The following is a 26,572-nucleotide window of genomic DNA, read 5'->3' as shown; positions in this document are numbered from 1 at the left end:
AATTCGATGAAAAAGATTTTACTTCTTTCCGGGCTGTCTCTGCTTGCCGCCCTTGCAGTCCGGGCGCAAGATAGGGTGGGCGAGTACAACGTGCGCCCTGCCGTCGTGGTGCGTATGCCTGTCCAGGGCGACAGTGTCAACTTTACAGGAAAGAAATTCACGGTCGACGAACTGCTGAAAACCGATATCAGCCTTGCTTTCGACGGACGTCCTTATGAACGTGTGTCGGCAGATACGGCAGGATATGTGCGGGTGGCGAAAGCGGACAAGGACAACCTGCTCTATCTGTTTGCAACCGGCTTGCGTGCCGAACGCTTCATGAAGGGAAAACTGAAAATCTACTCGCCTGCACGCTTCGAAGTGTTCGTGAACGGTGTTTCCAAACAGTCGAAGACGACTGCGGAGGACAGTTTGTCGCAGGTGGCTCCCTCGGTGCTCAACTTACGTTTGGAGCCGGAGAAAGACTATGAGATAGTCGTCAAGCTATTGTCGACGGCTGCCGATAAGGCGGTTCCCGCCTTGAAGTGCGAGTTCGAGAAAGACAAGGAGTTTGCCGGTGTCGGCTATCGGGTGGCGCCCGATATGAAAAGACGTCTGGCTTTGCACAATACGGCTTTCGGAAGCCGGGTGCGTTCGGTAAGCCTCTCTCCGGACGGCAAGTACCTGCTTGCCTGCTATGCGGACAACTATTCGTTGAAGCGTTCGAGGACCCGTTACGAGTTGACCGAACTGAAGACGGGCAAGGTGATACTGTCCGATGCGAACGGGAAAATGCGTTGGATGCCTCGCAGCAGCAAGCTTTATTACACTGTAACCGGCAAAGAGCGGAATGATTTGGCGGTGTTCGATCCGGCTACGATGCGCGAGGAGATATTGCTGAAAGACGTTCCCGAAGGATACTTTACGTGGTCGCCTGCCGAGGACTATCTTGTCTATTCGTCCAGTGACAAGGGAGAGGAAGCCGGCGGTCCTTTGAAGCGCTTGCTGCATCCCGACGACCGCATTCCCGGTGCGCGTTCGCGCAACTATCTTGTCAAGTACGACCCTGTTACCGGGCTTTCCGAACGTCTGACCTATGGGAGCCATGCCGTCTATCTGAACGATATATCTTCGGACGGCGCTAAGTTGCTGTGCTCCACTTCCAAGTCGGACATTACGCGGTGTCCTTTCTCGCTCACTTCCCTCTTCGAGGTAGATTTGGCTACGTTGCAGGTGGATACGCTGGTGGCATGGGATGCTTACGTGAACAGTGCCGCATACTCTCCCGACGGCAGACAGCTGCTGGTCGTGGGCAGTCCTTCGGCTTTCGGCGGAGTGGGGAAGAATTGCGGCGGGCACCCTATTGCCAATGACTTTGATACCCAGGCATTCATTATGGACAAGGCTACCGGGCAGGTCAATCCTATCACGCGCGATTTCAATCCTTCCGTCGACTTCCTGCAGTGGAACCGTACGGATGGTTGCATCTATTTCAATACTACGGACGAGGATTGCAAGCATATCTACCGTTACACCCCGAAAACGGGCCGCTTTGAGATGCTGCCGCTCCGGGAAGATGTGATTGCTTCTTTCGACCTGGCGGAATACAATCCTGTGGTTGCCGCTTACGTAGGCGGAGGGAATACGAGTACGGGAGTTGCCTATACATACGATGTAAAGAAGAAGACATCCGTCTTGCTTGCCAATCCGATGAAACCTGTTTTGGATAAAATAGAGTTGGGTACGATGAAAGAGTGGAACTTTACGGCGCAGGACGGTACGGAGATTAAAGGCATGATATGCTTGCCGCCCGCCTTCGACCCGGATAAGAAATATCCGCTGATTGTCTATTACTATGGCGGCACTACGCCTACTACGCGCGGCATCACTTCACCCTATTGCGCGCAGTTGTTCGCATCGCGCGACTATGTGGTGTATGTCATCCAGCCCAGCGGCGCCATCGGCTACGGTCAGGAGTTTTCGGCACGCCACGTCAATGCGTGGGGAGAACGTACTGCCGATGAAATCATTGAGGGAACGAAGAAGTTCTGCGCTGCGCATCCGTTTGTCAACGACAAGCGCATCGGTTGCATCGGAGCATCCTATGGCGGTTTTATGACGATGTATTTGCAGACAAAGACCGATTTGTTTGCCGCTGCCGTTTCGCATGCGGGCATCAGTAATGTGACAAGCTATTGGGGCGAGGGCTTCTGGGGATATTCTTATAACTCCGTTGCCGCTGCCGAAAGCTATCCGTGGAATAATCCCGACCTGTTTACAAAGCACGGTTCGCTGTTCAATGCGGATAAAATCAAGACTCCGCTGCTGTTGCTGCACGGCACGGTCGATACGAATGTGCCCATCGGCGAAAGCATCCAGTTGTACAATGCGTTGAAGATATTGGGCAAGCCGGTAGAATTTATCACGGTGGATGGCGAGAACCACTTCATCAGTGATTATCCCAAGCGCGAGTTGTGGCACAACTCCATTATGGCTTGGTTTGCGCGTTGGTTGCAGGACAGCCCGGCATGGTGGAACGACCTTTACCCGGAAAGACATTGGTAAGGAGTACCTCCAGTTTTAAACGCAAAAAAGCCGTTTCCCGGAATAGACAAGGAGGAAACGGCTTTTTTGTTGTCAGTGCGCTTACTATTCTTCGGCGGCTTGAAGTTGTGATTGGGATGTTCTTGACCTTTTGCATCTGTGCTCGGGTCAAGAATCATCCGTCACAAACAAACATAAACAGGGCTGCTACTAATACTAATCTTTTTTGTTTTTCATTTACTTTTAATAGGTTAATATTGGGTTTAGTCTTGGTCCGGGTTAATCACGCTTTCATGTTGTGGATTTCAAGCCCACAGGAAATATATGTCAAATGGCGTGCCAAAATTAGCGGCGGAAGATATAAGCCGTTGATAATTAGTTTGCTCATTCTTTTTCCGGCAGGGAGACACATGGCGGAGACATGTGGAATTATGTGGAAAGTGTGGAGCGGACTGTGGAGTTTTTCCACAATTACAGTTCTATTCCGTATAGTTTAAGCTTGTTGTAAAGCGTCTTTCGGTCTATCCCGAGCAGTTGCGCGGCGCGGCTTTTGTTGCAGCCTGTATGCTTCAGGGCTTCCATGATGTGTTGCTTTTCCGTCTCTTCATTACGGAGCGGCATGCCTGTGGGCATCGTCGCCTGTTTTTGCAGTTCGCTGAGTTCGTCCGGTGTGATGAACTTGCCTTGCGCCAACAAGGTGGCACGGCGGACGATGTTTTTCATCTGACGCAGATTGCCCGGCCATTGATATTCCAACAGGGCTTTGGATGCTTTCTCGTCAAAGCCGATGAGATGTTTGTCCAGCTCGCGGTTGGCTTGGTCCAAAAAGAAGTTTGCAAAGAGAAGGATATCCTCGCGGCGGTCTTTCAGTTGCGGCATGCGCAGCGTAAATTCATTGATGCGATGATAGAGGTCTTCGCGGAATGTGCCTTTTTCGATAGCCTGCTCCAGGTTCTCGTTGGTGGCGGCAACCAGCCGCACATCCACCTGTATCTCTTTGTTGGAACCGATGGGGCGTATCTTCCGCTCCTGCAGGGCGCGGAGCAGTTGTATTTGCACCTCATAGCTTAGGTTCCCTATTTCGTCCAGAAAGATTGTGCCGCCGTTGGCTGCAACAAACGCGCCCGTCTTGTCGGTCAGCGCACCGGTAAATGAACCTTTTACATGGCCGAAGAACTCGGAAGCCGCCAGTTCCTTGGGGATTGCCCCGCAGTCGATGGCTATGAACGGTTGTTTTGAGCGGCGGCTCAGCTTGTGGATGCGCTGTGCCACGTATTCCTTTCCCGTGCCGCTGGCTCCGTTGATGAGGACGGACATGTTGGTGGGGGCAACCAGGTTTACATAATTATATAACTGTTTGGCTGCATCGCTTTCGCCTTCCAGGTAATCGGTGGAGACGGGCCCTGCATTTTCCCGGGGAAGAAGGGCGTCCTTTCCGGGGTGTGCCGCCTGTCCGGGACCGGCGGGCGAAGGCTTCAATGCCTCCTCCATTTTCTTCAATAGTTCATCGGGGTTTACGGGTTTTGCGATGTAGTCGCACGCGCCAAGCTTTATTGCCTGCACGGCAGATTGTATGTCGGCATATCCCGTCATAATGATAAGAGGTATGTGCAGTGAGTGTTCGCCCAGCCATTTCAGCAGGTCTATGCCGTCGTGGTCGGGCAGGCGCAGGTCGGACAATATCAAGTCTACGTTTTCGGTTTCGATATGTTTCCGGGCGCGGAGTATGCTGCTTGCCGAACTGACCCGGAAACCTTTCTTGCCGAGCCACGTCTTCAACATCATACCGTAAGTGATGTCATCTTCAACGATTAATATGGATTTCATCCCTTCTGCTTTTTATCTCTTTTATTACGCAAAGGTAAGCCGTTTTGTTCGATTTTAGTATATTTGCAAGCTTAAATTTAACAAAAAGAGAAATGAAAAGAAATCTTATTGTATTATTAACCATACTGGTTTGCGGGCTGGCGGCTTGCAAGCCGGGACAAAAGAAAGACGGAAATATGGAAAAAGAAACGAAGTTGAAGATTGAAACAACTGCGGGTGATATTATCGTGAAGCTCTATAACGAGACGCCGAAGCATCGTGACAACTTTATCAAGCTGGCAGAGGAAGGCACTTACGAAGGTACGCTGTTTCACCGTGTCATCAAGGATTTCATGATACAGGCAGGCGATCCCGAATCGAAGAATGCGCCGAAAGGCAAGATGCTGGGCGCGGGCGATGTGGGGTATACCGTTCCTGCCGAGTTTGTCTATCCGAAATACTTCCACAAGAAAGGTGCGTTGTCCGCAGCCCGTCAGGGAGATAATGTAAATCCGAAGAAGGAATCATCCGGCTGTCAGTTCTACATCGTTACCGGAAAAGTATATAATGACTCTACATTGCTCGGCATGGAGCACCAGATGAACCAGGCACGTCTGAACAACGCTTTCAACGCGTTGGCGCAGAAGCACATGAAGGAGATTTATAAGATGCGCAAGGATGGCGACCAGGAAGGTCTGATGAACTTGCAAGATACGCTTATCGCACAGGCTGAGGCGCAGGTGGAGAATGAACCGGAGTTCCGCTTCACGCCGGAGCAGGTAAAGGCATACACTACCGTTGGCGGCACTCCGCATCTGGATGGCGAGTACACCGTATTCGGCGAGGTGGTGGAAGGAATGGAGATTGTAGACAAGATACAACAAGTGAAAACCGACCGCAACGACCGTCCGGAGGAGGATATGAAGATTAAGAAAGTGACGGTGATAGACTGATTGGAGTTCTTTTCAGGAACTCCTCTAACTTCTTATTGGAAACCGCATGAAAATAAACAAGCATTGTTTTCCCAACGGTCTGCGGCTGGTGCATCACGAGGATACCAGTACGCAAATGGTGGCGCTCAATATCGTTTACGATGTCGGTGCGCGCGACGAACATCCCGAGCATACGGGTTTTGCCCATTTGTTCGAGCATCTGATGTTCGGCGGTTCGGTGCATATCCCCGACTACGACACACCTTTGCAGCTGGCAGGGGGCGAAAACAATGCCTGGACCAATAACGATATCACCAATTACTACCTTACCGTTCCGAAACCGAACGTAGAGACCGCTTTTTGGTTGGAATCCGACCGCATGCTTGAACTGGCTTTCAGCGAGCAGAGCCTTGAGGTGCAGCGCGGCGTAGTGATGGAGGAGTTCAAACAACGCTGCCTGAACCAGCCTTACGGCGATGTGGGGCATCTGCTCCGTTCGTTGGCGTTCCAGGTGCATCCGTACCGCTGGCCCACAATCGGCAAGGAACTTTCGCATATCGAGCACGCCACGCTGGACGAGGTGAAAGCTTTCTTTTACCGTTTCTATGCTCCGAACAATGCCGTGCTGGCAGTGACGGGAAACATTTCGTGGGATGAAACCGTCAGGCTTGCCGAAAAGTGGTTTGCTCCCATTCCGCGAAGAGACGTTCCGCCAAGGCGGTTGCCGCAAGAGCCGCTGCAAACGCAGGAACGCAGGCTGGCGGTGGAAAGAAATGTACCGTTGGATGCCCTGTTCATGAGCTATCACATGTGCGACCGTGAGTGTGCCGACTATTATGCGTTCGATATCCTGTCCGATATCCTCAGTAACGGTCGCTCCAGTCGGTTGAACCGCCGTCTGGTGCAGGAGCAGAACATATTTTCCAGCATAGATGCGTACATCAGTGGCACGCGCGATGCCGGATTGCTGCAAATCGGAGGCAAACCTGCGGCAGGCGTATCGTTGGAACAGGCGGAAGCTGCCGTGCGTAAGGAGTTGGAAGAGTTGCAGCGTTCTCCGGTAGGCGGACAAGAGTTGGAAAAGGTCAAGAATAAGTTCGAATCGACCCAGATATTCGGTAATATCAATTACCTGAACGTAGCCACCAACCTCGCTTGGTTCGAGTTGACCGGTAAGGCGGAAGACATTGATTGCGAAGTGGAGCGTTACCGCTCCGTCAGCACGGAACAGCTGCACTCTGTGGCACAACAGACTTTTCGCGAAAGCAATGCCGTCGTATTATATTATAAGAGTAACCGTTAATTCTCAAGGCAAGGAGGGATGTTTCCCGTTTCATTGAAGGAAAGGAAGAGCTTTCTCCGATGGAACGGACTGCTTCTTTGCAATGTAACAAACCGTTCAATACGGCGGAACATATTGTTCAATATAGTGTGACAAACAGTTTCTCTCCTATGTAACGGGTTGTTCCTCCCCTTTGGAACAAACTGTATTTTCCGGTAAGACGAAAGTCTTTCCCCTTTTTGAAACAAATTCGGATTATAAGATGAAAAATTTAATAGCCCGCTACGGACAGCATTATAAGGCGCTGGTATCTTTAGGCCTTCCCATTGTCATCGGGCAGGTGGGCGTGATTGTTCTTGGTTTCGCAGACACCCTGATGATTGGGCACCACAGTACCGAAGAGCTGGGTGCTGCCTCGTTCGTCAATAATGTGTTTACACTTTGTATCATATTCAGTACCGGTTTCAGTTACGGGCTGACGCCTATTGTGGGTAGCCTTTATGGCAACCGCCGTTTTGCCGAGGCAGGACAGGCGTTGCGATGCAGCCTGGCGGCGAATGTGCTGGTGGCGTTGCTCCTTACTTTCATCATGACGGTGGTCTACTTCAACGTGGAACGTTTGGGGCAGCCCGAGGAACTGATGCCCTTGATAAAACCTTATTATTTGGCATTGCTCGCTTCGTTGGTGTTCGTGATGCTGTTCAACGGTTTCAAACAGTTCACGGACGGTATTACAGACACCAAGACCGCCATGTGGATATTGCTGTGCGGGAATGCGTTGAACATTGCGGGCAATTACGTCCTTATCAACGGGAAGTTGGGTTTTCCGGAGTTGGGCTTGTTGGGAGCAGGTGTCAGCACGTTGTTCTCGCGCATTACGATGGTCGTGGTCTTTGCGCTGATTGTATTGCGCAGCCGCCGTTTCATCCGCTACCGGTTCGGTTTCTCTCGTAAAGGATGGTCACCTTCATTGTTCAGGCAGCTTAATGCGCTGGGATGGCCTGTCGGCTTGCAGATGGGAATGGAGACCGCCTCTTTCAGCCTTAGTGCCATCATGGTGGGCTGGCTGGGCACTATTGCGCTGGCATCCCATCAGATTATGCTGACGATTTCCCAGTTCACTTTCATGATGTACTACGGCATGGGTGCGGCAGTAGCGGTGCGTGTCAGCAATTTCAAGGGGCAGGGTGATAGGGAGAATGTGCGTCGTGCCACCTATGCGGGTTTTCACCTGATAATGGTTATGGAAGTGGTGCTCATGAGCATTGTCTTTATGATGCGCGGACAGGTGGGCGGCTGGTTTACGGATAGCGCAGAGGCGTCGGCGCTGGTTGCTTCGCTGTTTTTCCCTTTCCTTATCTATCAGTTTGGCGACGGTTTGCAAATCAACTTTGCCAATGCGCTGCGTGGCATGTCGGATGTAAAGCCGATGATGATTATTGCGTTTATCTCTTATTTTGTTATATCTTTGCCTGTAGGATACTTTTGCGGTTTCGTGCTGGGCTGGGGCTTGGTTGGCGTATGGATGGCTTTCCCGTTCGGGCTGACCAGCGCCGGGCTGATGCTGTGGCTACGTTTCCGCATCACTTCTTCTAAACCATGAATAGTGTATCGAAAGTAAAGATAACCGTCGGATACACCTTGCTGTTGGGGGTGTTGTTCTTTTCCCTGTTTTTCGTACATCGGGAAATGGGAAACCTCATGCTTTCCGACAATCAGGACGTGCAGTGGACGGACAGTCTCATTGCCCTTCTCCGGAAGAAGGATGCGAACAATGTTTACATGTTGCGTGTGCTGAGCGAGACGAACGACAGCATGGTTTCTACCCGCGAGGTAGAGAACCTCATCGCCGCGCGGCAAGATTCGGTCGCTGCCGACCGGCATGTGCGGCACCGTATCATTACGCATCGCGACACCGTGGTTACCAAGCCCAGGAAGAAAGGATTCTTCCGCCGTTTGGGCGAGGTGTTCGTGCCGCCGAAGAAGGACAGTGCCATTCAGGTAAAGACCACCCTTGAATATGCCACGGATACGGTAATCGATATCTATAATCCGGTGGATTCCCTTCAGGAAATGCTTCGTGCCGTGGCGCAGCAGAAGAAAGAAGACTTGGCGGTTATGCACCGCCGCAGGCGTACGCTGCAGCGCATGGACAAGATGCTGACCGCCCGCATCGACAGTCTGCTGAAAGACTATGAGCAGGAGACCTTGCAGCGTGCCCGTGAGGAAGCGGACTACCGGCAGTCCGTGCGCCGCCATTCCGCCAGGATTATCAGCGGCATTGCAGCCGGTGCGGTGCTGCTTTCCGCCTTTTTCCTGTTTATCATAGGACGCGACATTACGCGTAGCAACCGCTACCGTCGCGAATTGGAAGAGGCTCGCCGCCGTGCCGAAGAGCTGCTTGCCACGCGCGAGAAGATGATGCTTGCCATCACGCACGACTTCAAGGCGCCGCTCGGTTCCATTATGGGCTATGCCGACCTGCTCTCCCGACTGACGGTGGACGAACGGCAGCGTTTCTATCTGGACAATATGAAAACCTCATCGGAACATCTGCTGAAGTTGGTGGTCGATTTGCTTGATTTCCATCGGCTCGACCTTCATAAGGCGGAAATCAACCGGGTCACTTTTCATCCTGCCCGCTTGCTGGAGGAGATTCATGTCTGCTTCGAACCGCTGGCTTCTGCCAAAGGGCTGGATTTGCGTTGCGACATCGCGCCCCAACTGGAGAGTACCTATATCAGCGATCCGTTGCGGCTTCGCCAGATTATAAACAACCTGCTTTCCAATGCCGTGAAGTTTACGGACGAAGGAAGCGTCACGATGACGGCGCATTACGAGCACAGCCGGCTGGTTGTTGCCATCGCCGATACGGGCAAGGGCATGGAACCTGCCGACAGGGAGCGGATTTTCCGGGAGTTCACCCGCTTGCCCGGTGCGCAGGGCAAGGAGGGCTTTGGCTTGGGGTTGTCCATCGTGCGCATGCTTGTGCAGTTGCTCGAAGGGACGATTGATGTGGACAGCGTGCCGGGCAAGGGAAGTACGTTTACTCTACGCGTTCCGTTGTTCCCCATCCGGATGCCGGAGCATGCCGGCAAGCAAGCGGAAGCGGCGGACGCTGAGCCGGTATCCGTTCCTGTACAATCCTCGTTGCGCGTGTTGCTTATTGATGACGACCGCATTCAGCTTACGCTTACCGCATCCATGCTCCGGCAGAACGGCATCGCTTCGGTATCGTGTATGCAAACGGACGAGTTGCTGGACGCCTTGCGCTCCGATACTTTCGAGGTATTGCTTACTGATGTACAGATGCCTGCCATCAACGGATTCGACCTGTTGAAACTGTTACGTGCATCGAACCTCCCTCAGGCGCAGTCCATTCCTGTGATAGCTGTTACCGCGCGCAGTGACATGAAGCCGGAAGCATTCAAGGAACATGGTTTTGCCGGTTGTTTGTACAAGCCCTTTACGGTAGCGGAATTGCTTCGGGAACTGAGTGTGGCAGGTATCGGGCAGGTGTCCGCTCCGCAAGAGGGAGAAACGGTTGGGCAACAGGGGGCAGCCGTTACCCGACAGGCTGCGGTTGGAGCGGCGGTTAAAATCCCATTCCCGAACGCTTCTTACGACTTCTCGGCACTCACTGCTTTCTCCGGCGATGACCCGGAGGCGGCAAAGTCCATTCTTGAGAGCTTCGTCACCGAAACCCGTCTTAATGCCGGACGTTTGCGGCAGGCAGTGGACGCGGCAGATATGGACGCGGCTGCTGCCGTCTCGCATAAGATGATTCCTCTCTTTACGCTGATTGGCGCTACGGAACTGGTGGCGGAACTCAAGATACTGGAAGGTTTGCGCGGCACTCCCTTTACGACGGAACAAGGGCAGCGGGTGCTTCGTGTGCTTGCTCTGATTGAGGACATTGTTCGTTTGCAGGCATAGGCAGGTTGGTGCAAGAGGGGGATGCAAATAGCCGTAAATACCGGTATTGTACAGTATTTTCCTTGCTTTGGGAACCTTATCTCAAAATTAATTGTTTACTTTGTACGACTTTAAGCACCAATGATTGATTGTCTTGTACTATCTGTCATTCAGAGCGTAGCAAAGAATGGACAAGTACTGATGATATAAACCGATTGTAAACATCTACTTAATTGTTGACAGACTGACGTTCCAATGAGAAGAAAATGGTTCAAGGTAGCACTTTGGGTGCTGCTTACCCCTATTATCCTATTTGTAATATTGATGGTATTGCTTTACGTGCCGCCTGTTCAGAGTTTTATAAGGAAACAGGCTACGGCGATAGCGTCGGACGCTACGGGTATGGACATCTCCGTAGAGCGAATTGACCTTCGTTTTCCCTTGAACCTGCTTGTGCGTGGCGTGCAGGTGGTGCAGTCGGAGAACGATGCCGTTGACGTGCAGCATCCCGACACCTTGCTGAACCTCGGAAGCCTGAATGTACGCGTGCAGGCATGGCCTTTGTTACAGGGCAGGGTAGAGGTGGACGATATCACCCTGCGACAGGTGGCGGTGAACTCTTCCAATTTACTCGAAGGCATGCATGTGAAGGGAAATCTCGGAAGGTTTTTCCTGGAGAGCCACGGCATCGACCTGAAGCAGGAGAATGCCGTGCTGAATAATGTGGAACTGAACGATACCCATGTGCAAGTAGTCCTTACCGACACCACCGAAACTCCGAAAGATACCGCCACGACCGCCTTGAACTGGCAGATAGCTTTACACAATTTGAGGCTGAAAAACGTTTCCGTAGACTTGCGGATGCCGCTCGACTCCATGACGCTTGCAGCCCGCGTTGGTGATGCAAGCATAGAAGACGCCAATGCCGACCTCAGGCGTCAGTTTTACGGTTGGCGGAAGTTTGCCCTTACGGGCACTGCCGTGAATTACGATTCGGGTACCGCTGTTCCGGTCGAGGGTTTCGATGCCTCGCACATTGCATTGCGTGATATCCGCATCGGCATAGACTCGGTGATGACCTGCGGTCGCGAAATGAACGCAGTTATCCGCGAACTCTCCATGTACGACCGTTCCGGGCTTTCCGTAACTTCCCTGACGGGACGCCTGTCTGCCGACTCAACCCTTATCCGCATACCTTATCTGCAACTCAAGACCCCGCACAGCGAAATGGACCTGACGGCGCAAACCTATTGGAAACTGGTCGACATACCCACTACTGGGCGCCTGACAGCCCGTTTCAATGCCAATATCGGCAAGCAGGACGTGATGCTCTTTGCCGGCGGGTTGCCCGAAACCTTCAAGGAGGCTTATCCTTTCCGTCCGCTGGTAATCCGTGCCGGTACGGAAGGAAACCTGAAACAGATGCAGATTTCCCGTTTCACCGCCGAACTGCCCGGCGCCTTCTCATTGAGTGGCGGCGGTGAGTTGTGGAACCTTACAGACAGCTTGAAGCGCAGCGGAGAACTTGACTTTGAGATGCAGACGCAAGACCTCAATTTCCTGACGGGGCTGAGCGGTGTGATGCCCGACGGTTCCGTCGTTGTGCCCGATAGCATGAATCTCATGGCACGTCTCGGGCTTGACGGTCCGCAATGCACTGCATTGCTCAAAGTGCAGGAAGACAAAGGCAGCCTGAACCTGGATGCCGCCTACAACTTGTCTACCGAAGCCTATCATGCGGACCTTGCCGTAGATGCCTTGCAACTTCATCATTTCCTGCCTAAGGATTCCATCTACATGCTTACCGCCCATGTCGCCGCCTGGGGACAGGGAGTGGATATTGTTTCCCCCAAGACGGTGGCACGCGTGGAGGCCAAGTTGGACGAATTGCAATATGCCCGCTGGAACATATCGGGTGTGGATTTGAATGCGGGGTTGAAGTCTGCACTGGCTTCCGTGCGGCTGACGAGTGATAACGAACTGTTGAAGATGCAGTCCGAGGCGGATTTGCGTCTTGACCGTAAATACATGGACGGCAAGCTGGACATGAATGTAGAGGATGTGGACTTGCATAAACTGGGCATTGCGCCCAAGCCTTTGGAACGTTCGTTTGCGTTCAATCTGGGAGCGGAAGCGCGTCATGATTCCATTAAGTTGCGGTTGGATGCCGGCGATATGGATTTGCAGTTCCGTGCCCGCAGCACTTTGAAGGAACTGTTGGAACAGTCGGGCGAGTTTGCCTCCATCCTTACGAAACAGCTTGACGAAAGGCGGCTGGACCATGCCGCTCTGCGCCAAGTGCTTCCTTCGGCAGGCATGCAGTTGACGGCAGGGCAGGCGAATCCGGTCAGTTATTTCCTGAAAACAAAGAACGTCACTTTCAACGACTTTATCCTTCGTTTCGGCAGCACGCCGACACGGGGCATTAATGGGCGGACGGCGATTCACGGATTGCGTGTGGACTCGTTGCAGCTTGATACCATTTTCTTTACCGTGAAACAGGATACTTCCCGGATGATGTTGCAAAGTGGCGTGATTAACGGGCCGAAGAACCCGCAGTTCGTATTCCGCAGCACGCTCACGGGTGAAATCAGGAGTGAAGATGCCGAACTGACCGTGAACTATGTGGACGGCAAGGGACAGACAGGAGTGCTGTTCGGTGTCAATGCCCGTCCGTTGACGGAAGGGCGGGGCAAGGGCAATGGAGTGTTGCTGAACCTGACGCCTGCCGAACCGGTTATCGCATACCGCAAGTTCCATTTTGTGGATAACAGCAATTGGATATATCTGCATAAGAATATGCGCGTCTATGCCAATATCGATATGGATAGCGACGATGGTTTGTGTTTCCGCATGCAATCGGACAAGAACGACAGCATTTCGTTGCAGAATATGAATGTGGAGTTGAGCCGTCTCCAGTTGGGTGAGTTGAGTGAAGTGCTTCCTTATATGCCCCGGTTGACCGGTCTGTTCTCTGCCGAGGCGCAGTATATCCAGACGCCTACTTCCTTGCAGGTATCCGCCGAAGCCAATATCGATGCGCTGACCTACGAGCGTCAGCCGGTAGGAGACATCGGTATGGGAGCCACATGGCTGCCGGGAGACAGGGGAACCACGCATTATCTGAATACATACCTCAGTTATGACAATCAGGAAGTGCTGACAGCCGACGGCATACTGATGCAAAAGAACGGCAGGGATACGTTGGAAGTGAATACCTTCTTCGAACATTTCCCGATGAAGATAGCCAATGCCTTTGTGCCGGACCAAATGGTCTCGTTTACCGGTGACCTTGATGGCGGAATGTATATCTACGGACCGTTGGATAAACCCAAGATAAACGGAAAGATTATGCTGGACAGCGTATCGGTATATGCCCGTCAGGCAGGAGCCCGTTACTGGTTTGACGACCGTCCTGTGCAGGTAAAGGACAACCAGCTGATTTTTGATAAGTTCGCCATCTATACCACCAGCAAGAATCCGTTCACCATCAACGGCAAGGTGGACTTCCGCAACATGGAACGCCCTACGGCGGAGCTGAAGCTGTTGGCGGAGAACTATACACTGCTGGATGCGCCGCGCACCCGCGAAAGCCTTATATACGGCAAGGTGTTTGTCGACCTGAACGCCACGGTACGGGGACCTTTGAACGCCTTGACCATGCGTGGCAACATGAATTTGTTGGGAAACACGGATGTCACCTACGTGCTGACCGACTCGCCGCTTACGGTGGAAGACCGCCTTGACGGGCTGGTTACTTTCACTTCCTTTGCCGACACGACTTCGGTGAATGCCGATGAGGCTCCCGCCATGTCTTTAGGCGGCATGGACATGGTTATGTCCGTACATATCGACAATGCCGTACGCCTGCGTGCCGACCTGAGTCCCGACCGCAGCAAGTTTATCGAACTGGAAGGCGGCGGCGACCTGAACATGCAATATACCCCGCAAGGTGATATCAGCCTTACCGGACGCTATACGCTTTCGGGCGGAATCATGAAGTACTCGCTTCCTATCATTCCGCTGAAAGAGTTCCAGATTAACAACGGAAGCTATGTGGACTGGCGTGGCGACCCCATGAACCCGACATTGAGCCTGAAAGCGACGGAGCGTATGCGTGCTTCGGTGGCAGACGGTGATAACGGCGGTTCGCGTGTGGTGAACTTCGATGTGTCCATAGCCATAAAGAACCGCCTTGATGCTCCCGAACTGATTTTCGACATTACTGCACCGGATGATGCTACCATCGAGAACGAGTTGCAGGCGATGGGTGCCGAGGAGCGCAGCAAACAGGCGATTGCCATGCTGGCAACCGGCGTTTACATGAATAGCGGTGTAAAAGGCGGCGGACTGACGATGGGCAGCGCCTTGAACAGCGTTATCCAAAGCCAAATCAATTCGTTGGCGGGTTCGGCTTTTCAAAGCATCAATGCAAGTTTCACGATGGGCATGGAAGACCGTACCGCTGCCGAAACGGGCGACAAGCAGACGGATTATAGCTTCCGCTATTCGCAACGCCTTTTCAACGACCGCGTACAGATTGTCATCGGCGGCAAGGTGACTACCGGTGCCAACGCCACGAACAATGCGGAATCGTTTATTGATAATATCTCACTGGAATATAGGCTGGATACGTCCGGCACGCGCTATGTCCGTGTGTTCCATGCCAAGAATTATGAGAGTGTGCTTGATGGGGAAATAACGGAAACCGGAGTCGGACTTGTGCTTCGCCGTAAGATGGACCGTCTGGGCGAACTCTTCATCTTCAAGAAAAAGAAGAAACAAACTGTAGAATGATATGAAACGACTGATATTGTATATGGCAGGTGTGCTGTTTCTGGCAGGATGTTCCACAACCAAGCATTTGCCGGAAGGTGAAATCTTGTATACGGGACAGAAACCGATGATTGTCGAGAACCGCAGTACCACTCCGGTAGGAGAGACTGCCATGGAAGAGGTTGAAGCGGCGCTCGCCACTGCTCCGAACAACTCTTTGCTGGGCAGTTCCACTATCCGCATACCGTTCCCGATGGGATTATGGATTTACAACGGGTTTGTGAAATACGAGAAAGGCCTTGGCAAGTGGATATTCAACCGCTTTGCGGCAAATCCGGTGCTGATGTCGTCCGTCAATCCCGATATCCGGCAGAAGGCCGCTGCCAATTTGTTGCGCGACTACGGTTACTTCAACGGCACGGTCAGCTATAAGACCTTCACCGACCCGAAAGATTCGCTGAAGGCGAAGCTGCAATATACGGTAGATATGCGCAATCCCTATTTCATAGATACGGTCTATTATCACGGTTTCAGCGAACGCACTATGCGTATCATGAACATGAGCCGCCGCCGCTCGCTCATCAGTCCGGGAGAGCAGTTCAATGTGACCGACCTCGATGGAGAGCGCACCCGTATCAGTACTTTGCTGCGTAATGTGGGGTGCTACTATTTCCGTCCCGACTATCTGACTTATCAGGCGGATACGACTTTGGTGCCCGGTGGCCACGTAGCCATGCGCATGGTGCCGGCTTCCGGCATGCCTTCGGTTGCCGAGAAACCTTTTTTCGTGGGCAAGCGGTCGTTTTACCTGTATGGCAAGCAGGGGCAAGCCCCCAATGACAGTACGGACTACAAGGGAATGCGCATCTACTATCACGATAAACTGCGGGTACGCCCCAACATGATTTACAGATGGCTGAACTACCAGGCATACCGCCAGAAACGTCAGGTGCAGGACAGTACGGGTATCTCCCGCAGGCAATCCATGCAGAACCTTTACAGTCTGTATCGCCAGACCCGTGTGCAGGAGCGTTTGAACAATGTGGGCATCTTCCGTTACCTTGAGATGCAGTACACGCCGCGCGATACGACATTCGTATGCGACACGCTGGACGTGAATATCCACGCGTCACTCGACAAGCCTTACGATGCCGAACTGGATTTCAACATAAAGATGAAAAGCAACAACCAGACCGGACCGGGAGCTTCGTTTACCGTGACAAAAAACAATGTGTTTGGCGGCGGTGAGTCCTGGAACGTCAAGCTGGACGGTTCGTATGAGTGGCAGACGGGCAAGAACCGCTCTTCGTTGATGAACAGCTACGAAATGGGGCTCTCCACTTCGCTTATGTTCCCGCGTGTGGTCTTTCCCCGTTTCGGCGACAGGGAGTATGACTTTCCGGCAACCACCACGTTCAAGTTGTACATCAACCAGCTGAACCGCGCCAAGTACTATAAGCTCCTGGCGTTTGGCGGAAACGCCACGTACGACTTTCAGCCGCAGCGTACCAGCAAGCACAGTTTCACGCCGTTCAAATTGACGTTTAATGTGCTTCGCAACCCTACGGAAGCCTTTAAGGAACTGCAGGCGGAGAATCCGGCGCTCTATGTCAGCCTGCGCGACCAGTTTATCCCTGTCATGGAATATATGTACACCTACGATAACGCCTCTTTGGCACGTGTGCGTAATCCCATCTGGTGGCAGACAACGGTGAGCTCGGCAGGCAACCTGACCTCGTGTATTTATAGCGCTTTCGGAAAATCGTTTGGCGAGAAGGACAAGAAACTGCTGGGCGTGCCTTTTGCCCAGTTCCTGAAAGTGAACAGTGAGTTCCGCTACCATTACAAGATAGACAAGAACCAGACAATCGCCACCCGCATTGCCGGTGGAGTGATATGGTCGTACGGAAATGCGTTGTCGGCTCCTTATACCGAGCAGTTCTATATCGGCGGGGCAAACAGCGTGCGTGCTTTCTCTGCCCGCAACATCGGTCCGGGCGGATATATCCCGGACAAGGAGAGCAAATACTCCTTCATCAACCATGTGGGCGACATACGCATGGAAGCCAACATCGAGTACCGTTTCCGCATCATCAGCGATTTGCACGGAGCGGTGTTCCTGGATGCCGGCAACGTGTGGCTGATGCGTAAGGACGACTCCCGTCCCGGCGGTGAGTTCACGCTGAAGAATTTTGCCGGACAGGTGGCTTTGGGCACGGGAGCGGGTTTGCGCTACGATATGGACTTCCTGGTGTTCCGCCTGGATTGCGGAATAGGGCTGCACAACCCGTATGATACCGGTAAGCCGGGCTACTACAACATACCCAAGTTCAAGGACAGCCTTGCCCTGCATTTTGCCATCGGCTATCCGTTTTAGGGATTGCCTTGGGGAAGTTGCCGTGAGTGCGGAGACGGTTCTTGAAACAATGATTTTGTACGATAATGGCAAATATTGAATTGATATCTTCCCTTTCCTGTGCTAATTTTTCCTATTTTTGCGTCTGTTATCAACCATGATACACTAACCTTTTTAAATAAAAACTAATATGAAACCAACTTTATTCTTACTGGCGGCCGGTATGGGCAGCCGTTACGGTGGCTTGAAGCAGTTGGACGGACTGGGTCCCAACGGCGAAACTATTATGGATTACTCTATCTACGATGCTATCAAGGCAGGTTTCGGCAAGCTCGTTTTCGTCATCCGCAAAGACTTTGAACAAGATTTCCGCGACAAAATCATCTCCAAATACGAAGGACACATCCCGTGCGAACTGGTGTTTCAGGGACTGGATGCGCTTCCCGAAGGCTTTACCTGCCCGGCAGAGCGTACCAAACCGTGGGGCACCAACCATGCCGTGATGATGGGTGCCGATGTGATAAAAGAGCCGTTTGCCGTTATCAACTGCGACGACTTCTATGGCTGCGACTCTTTCCGGGTGATGGGCAAGTTCCTGTCCGAACTTCCCGAAGGCTCCGAGAACGTATATTCCATGGTAGGTTTCCGCATCGGAAATACGTTGAGCGAGAGCGGCACCGTGTCTCGCGGTCTTTGCGGCACGGACAACAACCACCTGCTGACTTCCGTTGTGGAGCGCACCAAAATCCAACGTATGGACGGCGAAGTGAAATACATCGATGACAACGGCGAGTGGACAGCCACTCCCGACACTACCCCCGTCAGCATGAACTTCTGGGGCTTTACCCCCGATTACTTCGCATACAGCCGGGAGTTCTTCAAGACTTTCCTCAGCGACCCGAAGAACATGGAGAACCTGAAGAGCGAGTTCTTTATCCCTTTGATGGTAGACAAGCTGATTAACGACGGCACGGCGACGGTCGAGGTGCTCGACACGAACAGCAAATGGTTCGGCGTGACCTATCCCGAAGACCGCCAGAGCGTAGTCGACAAGATTAAGGCGCTGGTAGACGCAGGCGAGTATCCCGCCAAATTGTTCTAAAAAACGGACTGCCGCACGGCGGCTCTCCTGTAAAGCACATTCCCTCTTCTCCTTGAGGGTGTGTCAAAATACCCCGAATATATAAATCGTCCCTGCCACAGATGTCCGTGGCAGGGACGATTTTTTTGATAAGAGCGTTTCCGCACACCTCTCCCTTTCAGGCACGGATTGCATGGAATACACGGATTGATAAAAGAAAGACCTGTGGGTTCCGTGCAATCCGTGCCCGGCTATTATCACGGACTTTCCATTTAGGCGCGTTTTCGTGACAAAAAGGCAACGGAACCGCCTTTTTGCTTACTTCCGCCCCTGCGCCTTGCTTCCGAAATAGAAGCGTCCTGCATAAACCGCGGATGGATATGCTTCTTTTTTCGATAAAAATGCACCGTTTATGCAGAAATCCGTTTTTTCTTCCGTTGGACACCAGTGTTTCGGCCGAGGGATGTTAATGTCTGACGTGATGGACATTAATGTCTGTCGCGATAGACACTAATGTCCATCACGAGCGGCATTAATGCCGCTCGCCGCAAACACCGATATCCGGCAAACGGGATGCCCGTACGCGGCATTTCCGGCGCTTTTCCGCGCCGGTTAGTTTGTAAGGATTTTGCTATTGCGCTGTATGTGTGAAAGATAACTGCTTTCCGTTCCGTTTTTTTCCGCCGGCAGCACATCGGGGCGGAAACAAGCGATTCTGCGGCACCGGAAAATACAGATTGTCAGAAAGTGAAAGAGCCGTTGCCGCCGCAAAAGCTTTGGGTGTGCGATTGCGCGTAAATAAAAATAATATCGCTACCTTTGCAGCCTTAAACGATTAATCCATTGACACTATGATAGCTGTAGAAGGACTGAAGGTGGAGTTCAATGCCACCCCCCTGTTCGAAGACGTTTCCTATGTCATCAACAAGAAAGACCGCATAGCCCTTGTCGGCAAGAACGGCGCGGGCAAGTCCACCATGCTCAAGATATTGGCAGGCATCCAGCAACCCGCTTCCGGCGTTGTCGCCGTTCCCCGCGAGTGCACCATCGGCTACCTGCCGCAGGTGATGATACTCAGTGACGAGCGCACCGTGATGCAGGAGGCGGAACTTGCCTTTGAGCACATCTTCGAGATGCAGGCGGACATCGAGCGCATGAACCGGCAGCTTGCCGAACGCACCGATTACGACAGCGAGGAGTATCAGAAACTGATAGACCGCTTCACCCACGAGAACGAACGCTTCCTGATGATGGGCGGTACCAACTACCGTGCCGAAATAGAACGCACGCTTCAGGGGTTGGGTTTCTGCCGTGCCGATTTCGACCGCCCCACGAGCGAGTTCTCCGGTGGCTGGCGCATGCGTATCGAGCTTGCCAAACTGCTGCTCCGCCGTCCCGACGTGCTGCTGCTCGACGAGCCCACGAACCACCTCGACATCGAGAGCATCCAGTGGCTGGAGAATTTCCTCGCCACCCGCGCCAATGCTGTGGTGCTGGTCAGCCACGACCGCGCCTTCCTGAACAACGTCACCACGCGCACCATCGAGATAACCTGCGGGCGCATCTACGACTATAAGGTGAAGTACGATGAGTTTGTGCAACTCCGCGCGGAACGCCGCGAACAGCAACTGCGTGCCTACGAAAACCAGCAGAAGCAGATACAGGACACGGAAGAGTTCATCGAACGCTTCCGCTACAAAGCCACCAAAGCCGTGCAGGTGCAGAGCCGCATCAAGCAGCTGGAGAAGATAGAACGCATCGAAGTGGACGAGGAAGACAACTCCTCGCTGCGGTTGAAGTTCGTCTGCAGCAGCCGCAGCGGCAACTATCCGGTCATCTGCGAGGATGTGGCGAAGGCATACGGCAACCATGTCGTCTTCCACGACGTAAACCTCACCATCAACCGTGGCGACAAGGTGGCGTTTGTGGGCAAGAACGGTGAAGGCAAGTCCACGCTCGTCAAGTGCATCATGGACGAGATTACGGACTATGCCGGCAAGCTTACGCTGGGACACAACGTGCAGATTGGCTACTTTGCGCAGAACCAGGCGCAACTGCTGGACGAGGACCGGACGGTGTTCGACACCATCGACCGTGTGGCGGTGGGCGACATCCGGCTGAAGATACGCGATATCCTGGGAGCGTTCATGTTCGGCGGAGAGGCTTCGGACAAGAAAGTGAAAGTGCTCAGCGGCGGAGAGCGTACCCGCCTTGCCATGATTAAATTGCTGCTGGAACCGGTGAACTTCCTTATCCTTGACGAACCGACCAACCATCTTGACATGCGCTCGAAGGATGTGCTGAAAGAGGCAATCCGCGATTTTGACGGTACGGTGATAATTGTGAGCCACGACCGTGATTTTCTGGACGGTCTTGCGACTAAGGTATATGAATTTGGCGGCGGATTGGTGAGGGAGCACCTTGGAGGCATCTACGATTTCTTGCAGAAGAAGCAGATAGAGAACCTGAACGACTTGCAGAAGTCTCCTTCATTGTCGCCCTCTCCCGTTGCGGGAAAGGCGGTTGCCGGCGGCAATGCCGGAACGACGGCGCAGCCTTCTGCCGCAAAACTCTCTTACGAGGAGCAGAAGGAGCTCAACAAGCGGCTCAAGAAGATGGAACGCCGCGTGGCGGACTGCGAGGCGGAGATAGAGCAGACGGAGTCGGCTATCTCTATCCTTGAAGCCAAGATGACAACGCCGGAGGGAGCTTCGGACATGGCGCTCTACGAACAGCACCGGAAGCTGAAGGAACAGCTCGACCGTGTAATGGAAGAGTGGGACGCGGCTTCGATGGAACTGGAGGAAGCAAGAGGACAGTAACATTTATTTTAATATAAGCATGAAAGTATCTTATTTTTTACCCATTGCGGCATTCTGCCTGATGGCAGGTGCCTGCAGCACAGGCAAGCAGCAGCCCGGACTTACGGCGGGCGTCCGGCTTGCCGACCTTGACACAACGGCTTTGCCCGGAACGGATTTCTACCAGTACGCTTGCGGAGGCTGGATGAAGAACAATCCCATTCCTGCCGAGTACTCGCAGTATGGTTCCTTTACCGTTCTTGCTGAAAACAACCGCAAGCAGATACAGGGACTTATCGAGGAACTGGCTGCCACGCAGCACGAAGCCGGCAGCGTGGCGCAGAAAGTGGGCGATTTGTACAAGATTGTAATGGATAGCGTGAAGCTGAACAACGACGGTATCGCTCCTATCCGGGCGGAACTCGACCGTTTGGGCGCATTGAAGGACAAAAAAGAGTTGTATGCGTTGCTGGGCGAGATGCAGAAGAAGGGCATCGTGGCTTACAATATCCTGTATGTAGGTGCCGACGAGATGAACAGCAGCATGAACGCCGCACAGACCTATCAGGCAGGTTTGAGCATGGGCGAGCGCGAATATTATCTGGAGGACGATGAGGCTACCGCCAAAATCCGCGAAGCGTTCCGCACGCATGTGCAGAAGATGTTCGGGCTGGCGGGCTTCGACGAAGCTGCCGCCAAGAAAGGCATGGAAGTGGTGATGGATGTGGAGACGCGCCTGGCAAAGGCTTACCGCTCGCGTACGGAGCTGCGCAACCCGCGTGCCAACTACAATAAGATGAGCATGGAAGAGCTGAATAAGAATTATCCTACTTTCGACTGGGACGCTTATCTCTCTGCCATGGACCTGAAAGATGTGAAGGAGATTATCGTGGGTCAGCCCGCTTCCTTGAAAGCCGCCGCCGACATCCTGGACACCCTGCCCGTAGGGCAACAGGCGCTTTACCTGCAATGGAAGCTGATTGACGCTGCCGCCGGCATGCTGAATGACGCGATGGCGGAACAGAACTTCGACTTCTACCAGCGCACCATGAGCGGTACGCAAGAGATGCAACCCCGCTGGAAGCGTGCGGTAGGCACGGTAAGTTCTGCGCTGGGCGAGGCTGTAGGGCAGATGTATGTGGAGAAATATTTCCCTGCCGCCGCCAAGGAGCGCATGGTGACTCTGGTGAAGAATTTGCAGGAGAGCCTGGGCGAGCGTATCAAGAACCTTGCCTGGATGGGCGACTCCACAAAGGTGAAGGCGCTGGAGAAACTGGCTGCTTTCCATGTGAAAATAGGTTATCCCGATACCTGGAAGGATTACTCGACCCTGGAAATCAAAAACGACTCTTACTGGGCGAATATGGAGCGCGCCAACGAGTGGCAACATGCCGAAATGGTGGCGAAAGCCGGCAAGCCGGTAGATAAGGAAGAGTGGCTGATGACTCCGCAGACCGTGAATGCTTACTACAATCCGACTACGAACGAAATCTGCTTCCCTGCCGGTATCCTGCAATATCCGTTCTTCGACATGAATGCGGACGATGCGTTCAACTACGGCGCTATCGGTGTGGTAATCGGTCATGAGATGACGCACGGATTCGACGACCAGGGCCGCCAGTACGACAAGGACGGCAACCTGAAAGACTGGTGGACCGAGGAAGACTCCAAACGTTTCGACGAACGTGCCCAGGTTATGGTGAACGTGTTCGACAGCATCGAGGTTGCTCCGGGCGTGCATGGCAACGGCCGCATGACGTTGGGCGAGAATATTGCCGACCACGGTGGCTTGCAGGTTGCTTATCAGGCATTCAGGAAAGCCACGGCTGCCGCTCCGCTGCCGGTACTGGACGGCTTCACTCCCGAACAGCGCTTCTTCCTGGCTTATGCAGGCGTATGGGGCAACAACATCCGTCCCGAAGAGGTGCTGAACCGCACCAAGAGCGATGTCCACTCATTGGGCAAGTGGCGTGTGAACGGTGCCCTGCCGCAAATCGGTGCTTGGTACGAGGCTTACGGCATTACTGAAAACGATCCGATGTTTGTGCCGGTGGAGGAACGGGTTTCTATCTGGTAACGGAACGCACGATATGGAATAGACGGGAGGGTTGTCAAAACTCTCTTATTAACAAAATCACCCCTGTCGCAGATATCTGTGGCAGGGGTGATTGGTGTATTTGGGGGTGTTTTGGCATCTTCCTTCCGCTTCTATGTTTCTGCCGTTTCGCCATCATCGTGCCGGTGGCGGGCGTTTGCCGGGAGGAGTGCTTTTCGGCAGGGTGAAACAGGCGCCGGTTTCGCTAACGGATGATTAATAATAAGTTCCTTTTTTAATTATACCTAATTTATTGTATATGAATGTATGTGTGAATAAACAAAATTCGTAACTTTGCACCATTGAACAGTATAATATACGCATTATTTTAATACGCAAATCCATGTCTGAAACAAAAAGAATTAAAACAGCTCTGGTATCCGTTTACCATAAAGAAGGTTTGGACGAAATCATCACCAAACTGCATGAAGAAGGTGTAGAGTTCCTGTCAACCGGTGGAACTCGTCAGTTTATCGAATCTTTGGGTTATCCCTGCAAGGCAGTGGAGGATCTTACGACTTATCCTTCCATTCTGGGCGGACGCGTAAAGACTTTGCACCCGAAGGTGTTTGGCGGTATCCTTTGCCGTCGCGGGTTGGAACAAGACATGCAACAGATTGAGAAATATGAAATTCCCGAAATAGACCTTGTCATCGTTGACTTGTATCCGTTTGAGGCAACCGTGGCGAGCGGTGCCGAAGAATCGGCTATCATCGAGAAAATCGACATAGGCGGAATCTCCCTGATACGTGCCGCAGCCAAGAACTACAACGATGTGGTAATCGTTGCTTCACAGGCTCAGTACCAGCCGCTCCGCGACATGCTTATGGAGCATGGAGCCACCACTTCGCTCGAAGAGCGCCGCTGGTTTGCCAAAGAGGCGTTTGCCGTCTCTTCGCATTACGATTCGGCTATCTTCAACCACTTCGATGGTGAAGAAGGTTCTGCTTTCCGTCAGTCTGCCAACAACCAGAAGACGTTGCGCTATGGTGAGAACCCGCACCAGAAAGGATACTTCTACGGTAACATTGATGCCATGTTCGACCAGATCCACGGTAAGGAAATCTCTTATAACAACCTGCTCGACATCAACGCTGCCGTTGACCTGATCGATGAATTTACGGATACCACTTTCGCCATCCTGAAGCATAACAATGCCTGTGGCCTGGCTTCGCGCCCCACTGTGTTGGAGGCTTGGAAAGATGCGCTTGCCGGCGATCCGGTTTCCGCATTCGGCGGTGTGCTCATCACAAATTCCGTAATCGACAAGGAGGCTGCCGAGGAAATCAACAAGATATTCTTCGAGGTGATTATCGCTCCCGATTATGATGTGGACGCATTGGAAATCCTCGGTCAGAAGAAGAACCGCATCATCTTGGTCCGCAAGCAGGCTGCTCTGCCCAAGAAGCAGTTCCGCTCGTTGCTCAACGGCGTGTTGGTGCAGGACCGTGACCTGAAAGTGGAAACATCCGAGGATTTGAAGACGGTAACCACCAAGGCTCCTACTGCCGAAGAGGTGGAGGATATGCTTTTCGCCAACAAGATTGTGAAGAACAGCAAGTCTAACGCCATCGTATTGGCGAAGGGTAAGCAACTGCTGGCAAGCGGTGTGGGCCAGACCAGCCGTGTGGATGCCTTGAAGCAAGCCATCGAGAAGGCGAAGAACTTCGGTTTCGACCTGAACGGCGCCGTAATGGCGAGCGATGCTTTCTTCCCCTTCCCCGATTGTGTGGAGATTGCGGGCAATGAAGGTGTCAAGGCTGTTATCCAGCCGGGCGGAAGTATCAAGGACGAACTCTCGTTCAACTATTGCAATGAACACGACATCGCAATGGTGATAACAGGGTTCCGGCACTTTAAACATTAATTTTTTAATTTTGAATTGTGAATTTTGAATTATGAATGGAAGGGATGGCAGGTCATTCGGAATTCATGATTCACAGTTCGCAATTCAAAATTCATAATTCAAAATTCGAACAAATGGGATTATTCTCTTTTACACAAGAAATAGCGATGGACCTCGGCACTGCCAATACCATCATTACCACAAACGGTAAGATAGTAGTGGACGAGCCTTCGGTGGTGGCTTTGGACCGTCGCACGGACAAGATGATTGCCGTGGGCGAGAAGGCAAAGATGATGCACGAAAAGACCCACGAGAACATACGTACTATCCGTCCGCTCCGCGATGGGGTGATTGCCGACTTCTATGCCTGCGAGCAGATGATACGCGGGCTTATCAAGATGGTAAACAACCGCAACCGCCTGTTCTCTCCTTCACTGCGTATGGTGATAGGTGTCCCTTCGGGCAGTACGGAAGTGGAGCTTCGTGCCGTGCGCGACTCTGCCGAGCATGCCGGCGGGCGTGACGTCTACCTGATATTCGAACCGATGGCCGCTGCTATCGGTATCGGTATTGATGTGGAAGCGCCGGAAGGCAATATGATTGTTGACATAGGGGGCGGTTCTACGGAGATTGCCGTTATCTCACTGGGCGGTATCGTTTCCAACAACTCCATACGTATTGCCGGTGACGACCTGACTGCCGATATCCAGGAGTACATGAGTCGCCAGCACAACGTGAAGGTCAGCGAGCGTATGGCGGAACGTATCAAGATTAACGTTGGCGCAGCCTTGACCGAACTGGGCGAGGATGCCCCCGAAGACTACATCGTTCATGGCCCGAACCGTATCACTGCGCTTCCTATGGAAGTGCCCGTATGCTATCAGGAAGTGGCGCACTGTCTGGAGAAATCAATCTCCAAGATTGAAACCGCCATCTTGAGCGCATTGGAGAATACGCCGCCCGAACTGTATGCCGACATCGTGCACAACGGTATCTACCTGGCAGGTGGCGGTGCTTTGCTGCGCGGACTGGACAAGCGTCTGACCGATAAAATCAACATACCGTTCCACATTGCGGAAGACCCCTTGCATGCCGTTGCCAAAGGTACGGGCGTTGCATTGAAGAACGTTGACCGCTTCTCGTTCCTGATGAGATAGGT

General features: G+C 52.7%; 14 protein-coding genes. 13 read left to right on the top strand and 1 reads right to left on the bottom strand.

Translation table 11 applies throughout. From position 1 onward, the window contains the following. Positions 1-6: 6 nt before the first annotated feature. A complete protein-coding gene (locus tag QZ327_RS03930) occupies positions 7-2,544 on the top strand; it encodes a prolyl oligopeptidase family serine peptidase (protein ID WP_294617300.1) in 2,538 nt (845 codons plus the stop codon). Positions 2,545-2,994: 450 nt separating this feature from the next. Here QZ327_RS03930 and QZ327_RS03925 read toward each other — a convergent pair whose 3' ends face one another. Next, entirely contained in the window at positions 2,995-4,350 is a 1,356-nt protein-coding gene (locus tag QZ327_RS03925; protein ID WP_294617298.1) for a sigma-54 dependent transcriptional regulator, read from the bottom strand. A gap of 92 nt (positions 4,351-4,442) precedes the next feature. Here QZ327_RS03925 and QZ327_RS03920 point away from each other — a divergent pair, with 92 nt between their 5' ends. From QZ327_RS03920 to QZ327_RS03865, 12 genes are all read left to right on the top strand, one after another. Then, a complete protein-coding gene (locus tag QZ327_RS03920; RefSeq protein ID WP_294617296.1) occupies positions 4,443-5,282 on the top strand; it encodes a peptidylprolyl isomerase in 840 nt (279 codons plus the stop codon). 46 nt (positions 5,283-5,328) lie between these two features. Further along, complete coding sequence (locus tag QZ327_RS03915; RefSeq protein ID WP_294617295.1) at positions 5,329-6,564, top strand: pitrilysin family protein; 1,236 nt, start codon at positions 5,329-5,331, stop codon at positions 6,562-6,564. A 241-nt stretch (positions 6,565-6,805) separates the two neighbouring features. Continuing rightward, a complete protein-coding gene (locus QZ327_RS03910) occupies positions 6,806-8,146 on the top strand; it encodes an MATE family efflux transporter (protein WP_294617293.1) in 1,341 nt (446 codons plus the stop codon). Beyond that, positions 8,143-10,479: an ATP-binding protein gene (locus QZ327_RS03905; RefSeq protein ID WP_294617292.1), complete on the top strand. Its 2,337-nt coding sequence runs from the start codon at positions 8,143-8,145 to the stop codon at positions 10,477-10,479. Before QZ327_RS03910 ends, QZ327_RS03905 begins: the two co-directional genes overlap by 4 nt. A gap of 234 nt (positions 10,480-10,713) precedes the next feature. After that, positions 10,714-15,255 carry a translocation/assembly module TamB domain-containing protein gene (locus QZ327_RS03900; RefSeq protein WP_294617290.1) on the top strand — a complete coding sequence of 1,514 codons (4,542 nt, stop codon included), beginning with the start codon at positions 10,714-10,716 and terminating at the stop codon, positions 15,253-15,255. 1 nt (position 15,256) lies between these two features. Beyond that, positions 15,257-17,611 (top strand): BamA/TamA family outer membrane protein, encoded by a 2,355-nt coding sequence (locus QZ327_RS03895; protein WP_294617288.1) that lies wholly within the window; start codon positions 15,257-15,259, stop codon positions 17,609-17,611. Positions 17,612-17,780: 169 nt separating this feature from the next. Next, positions 17,781-18,692: a nucleotidyltransferase gene (locus QZ327_RS03890; RefSeq protein WP_294617286.1), complete on the top strand. Its 912-nt coding sequence runs from the start codon at positions 17,781-17,783 to the stop codon at positions 18,690-18,692. Between the two features lie 492 nt (positions 18,693-19,184). After that, entirely contained in the window at positions 19,185-19,322 is a 138-nt protein-coding gene (locus tag QZ327_RS03885; protein ID WP_294617284.1) for a hypothetical protein, read from the top strand. Positions 19,323-19,522: 200 nt separating this feature from the next. After that, positions 19,523-21,493 (top strand): ABC-F family ATP-binding cassette domain-containing protein, encoded by a 1,971-nt coding sequence (locus tag QZ327_RS03880; protein WP_294617282.1) that lies wholly within the window; start codon positions 19,523-19,525, stop codon positions 21,491-21,493. Positions 21,494-21,512: 19 nt separating this feature from the next. Next, entirely contained in the window at positions 21,513-23,549 is a 2,037-nt protein-coding gene (locus tag QZ327_RS03875; protein ID WP_294617280.1) for a M13 family metallopeptidase, read from the top strand. 361 nt (positions 23,550-23,910) lie between these two features. Further along, positions 23,911-25,434 (top strand): bifunctional phosphoribosylaminoimidazolecarboxamide formyltransferase/IMP cyclohydrolase, encoded by a 1,524-nt coding sequence (purH, locus tag QZ327_RS03870; protein WP_294617279.1) that lies wholly within the window; start codon positions 23,911-23,913, stop codon positions 25,432-25,434. A 113-nt stretch (positions 25,435-25,547) separates the two neighbouring features. Beyond that, positions 25,548-26,570, top strand: a complete 1,023-nt coding sequence (locus tag QZ327_RS03865; protein WP_117712959.1) for a rod shape-determining protein — start codon at positions 25,548-25,550, stop codon at positions 26,568-26,570. The last annotated feature ends 2 nt before the right edge of the window (positions 26,571-26,572 follow it).

The organism is uncultured Bacteroides sp. (assembly GCF_910578895.1).
In the GTDB taxonomy this organism is placed as follows: Bacteria; Bacteroidota; Bacteroidia; order Bacteroidales; family Bacteroidaceae; genus Bacteroides.
The sequence above is the reverse complement of the archived record's forward strand: the minus strand, read 5'-3'. Positions and strand labels throughout refer to the sequence as shown.

Coding starts and splice junctions, on each gene's coding strand:
- QZ327_RS03895 (WP_294617288.1), top strand. CDS start 15,257: ATGAAACGACTGATATTGTATATGGCAGGTGTGCTGTTTCTGGCAGGA.
- QZ327_RS03880 (WP_294617282.1), top strand. CDS start 19,523: ATGATAGCTGTAGAAGGACTGAAGGTGGAGTTCAATGCCACCCCCCTG.
- QZ327_RS03930 (WP_294617300.1), top strand. CDS start 7: ATGAAAAAGATTTTACTTCTTTCCGGGCTGTCTCTGCTTGCCGCCCTT.
- QZ327_RS03885 (WP_294617284.1), top strand. CDS start 19,185: ATGTCCATCACGAGCGGCATTAATGCCGCTCGCCGCAAACACCGATAT.
- QZ327_RS03900 (WP_294617290.1), top strand. CDS start 10,714: ATGAGAAGAAAATGGTTCAAGGTAGCACTTTGGGTGCTGCTTACCCCT.
- purH (WP_294617279.1), top strand. CDS start 23,911: ATGTCTGAAACAAAAAGAATTAAAACAGCTCTGGTATCCGTTTACCAT.
- QZ327_RS03865 (WP_117712959.1), top strand. CDS start 25,548: ATGGGATTATTCTCTTTTACACAAGAAATAGCGATGGACCTCGGCACT.
- QZ327_RS03925 (WP_294617298.1), bottom strand. CDS start 4,350: ATGAAATCCATATTAATCGTTGAAGATGACATCACTTACGGTATGATG.
- QZ327_RS03920 (WP_294617296.1), top strand. CDS start 4,443: ATGAAAAGAAATCTTATTGTATTATTAACCATACTGGTTTGCGGGCTG.
- QZ327_RS03910 (WP_294617293.1), top strand. CDS start 6,806: ATGAAAAATTTAATAGCCCGCTACGGACAGCATTATAAGGCGCTGGTA.
- QZ327_RS03875 (WP_294617280.1), top strand. CDS start 21,513: ATGAAAGTATCTTATTTTTTACCCATTGCGGCATTCTGCCTGATGGCA.
- QZ327_RS03905 (WP_294617292.1), top strand. CDS start 8,143: ATGAATAGTGTATCGAAAGTAAAGATAACCGTCGGATACACCTTGCTG.
- QZ327_RS03890 (WP_294617286.1), top strand. CDS start 17,781: ATGAAACCAACTTTATTCTTACTGGCGGCCGGTATGGGCAGCCGTTAC.
- QZ327_RS03915 (WP_294617295.1), top strand. CDS start 5,329: ATGAAAATAAACAAGCATTGTTTTCCCAACGGTCTGCGGCTGGTGCAT.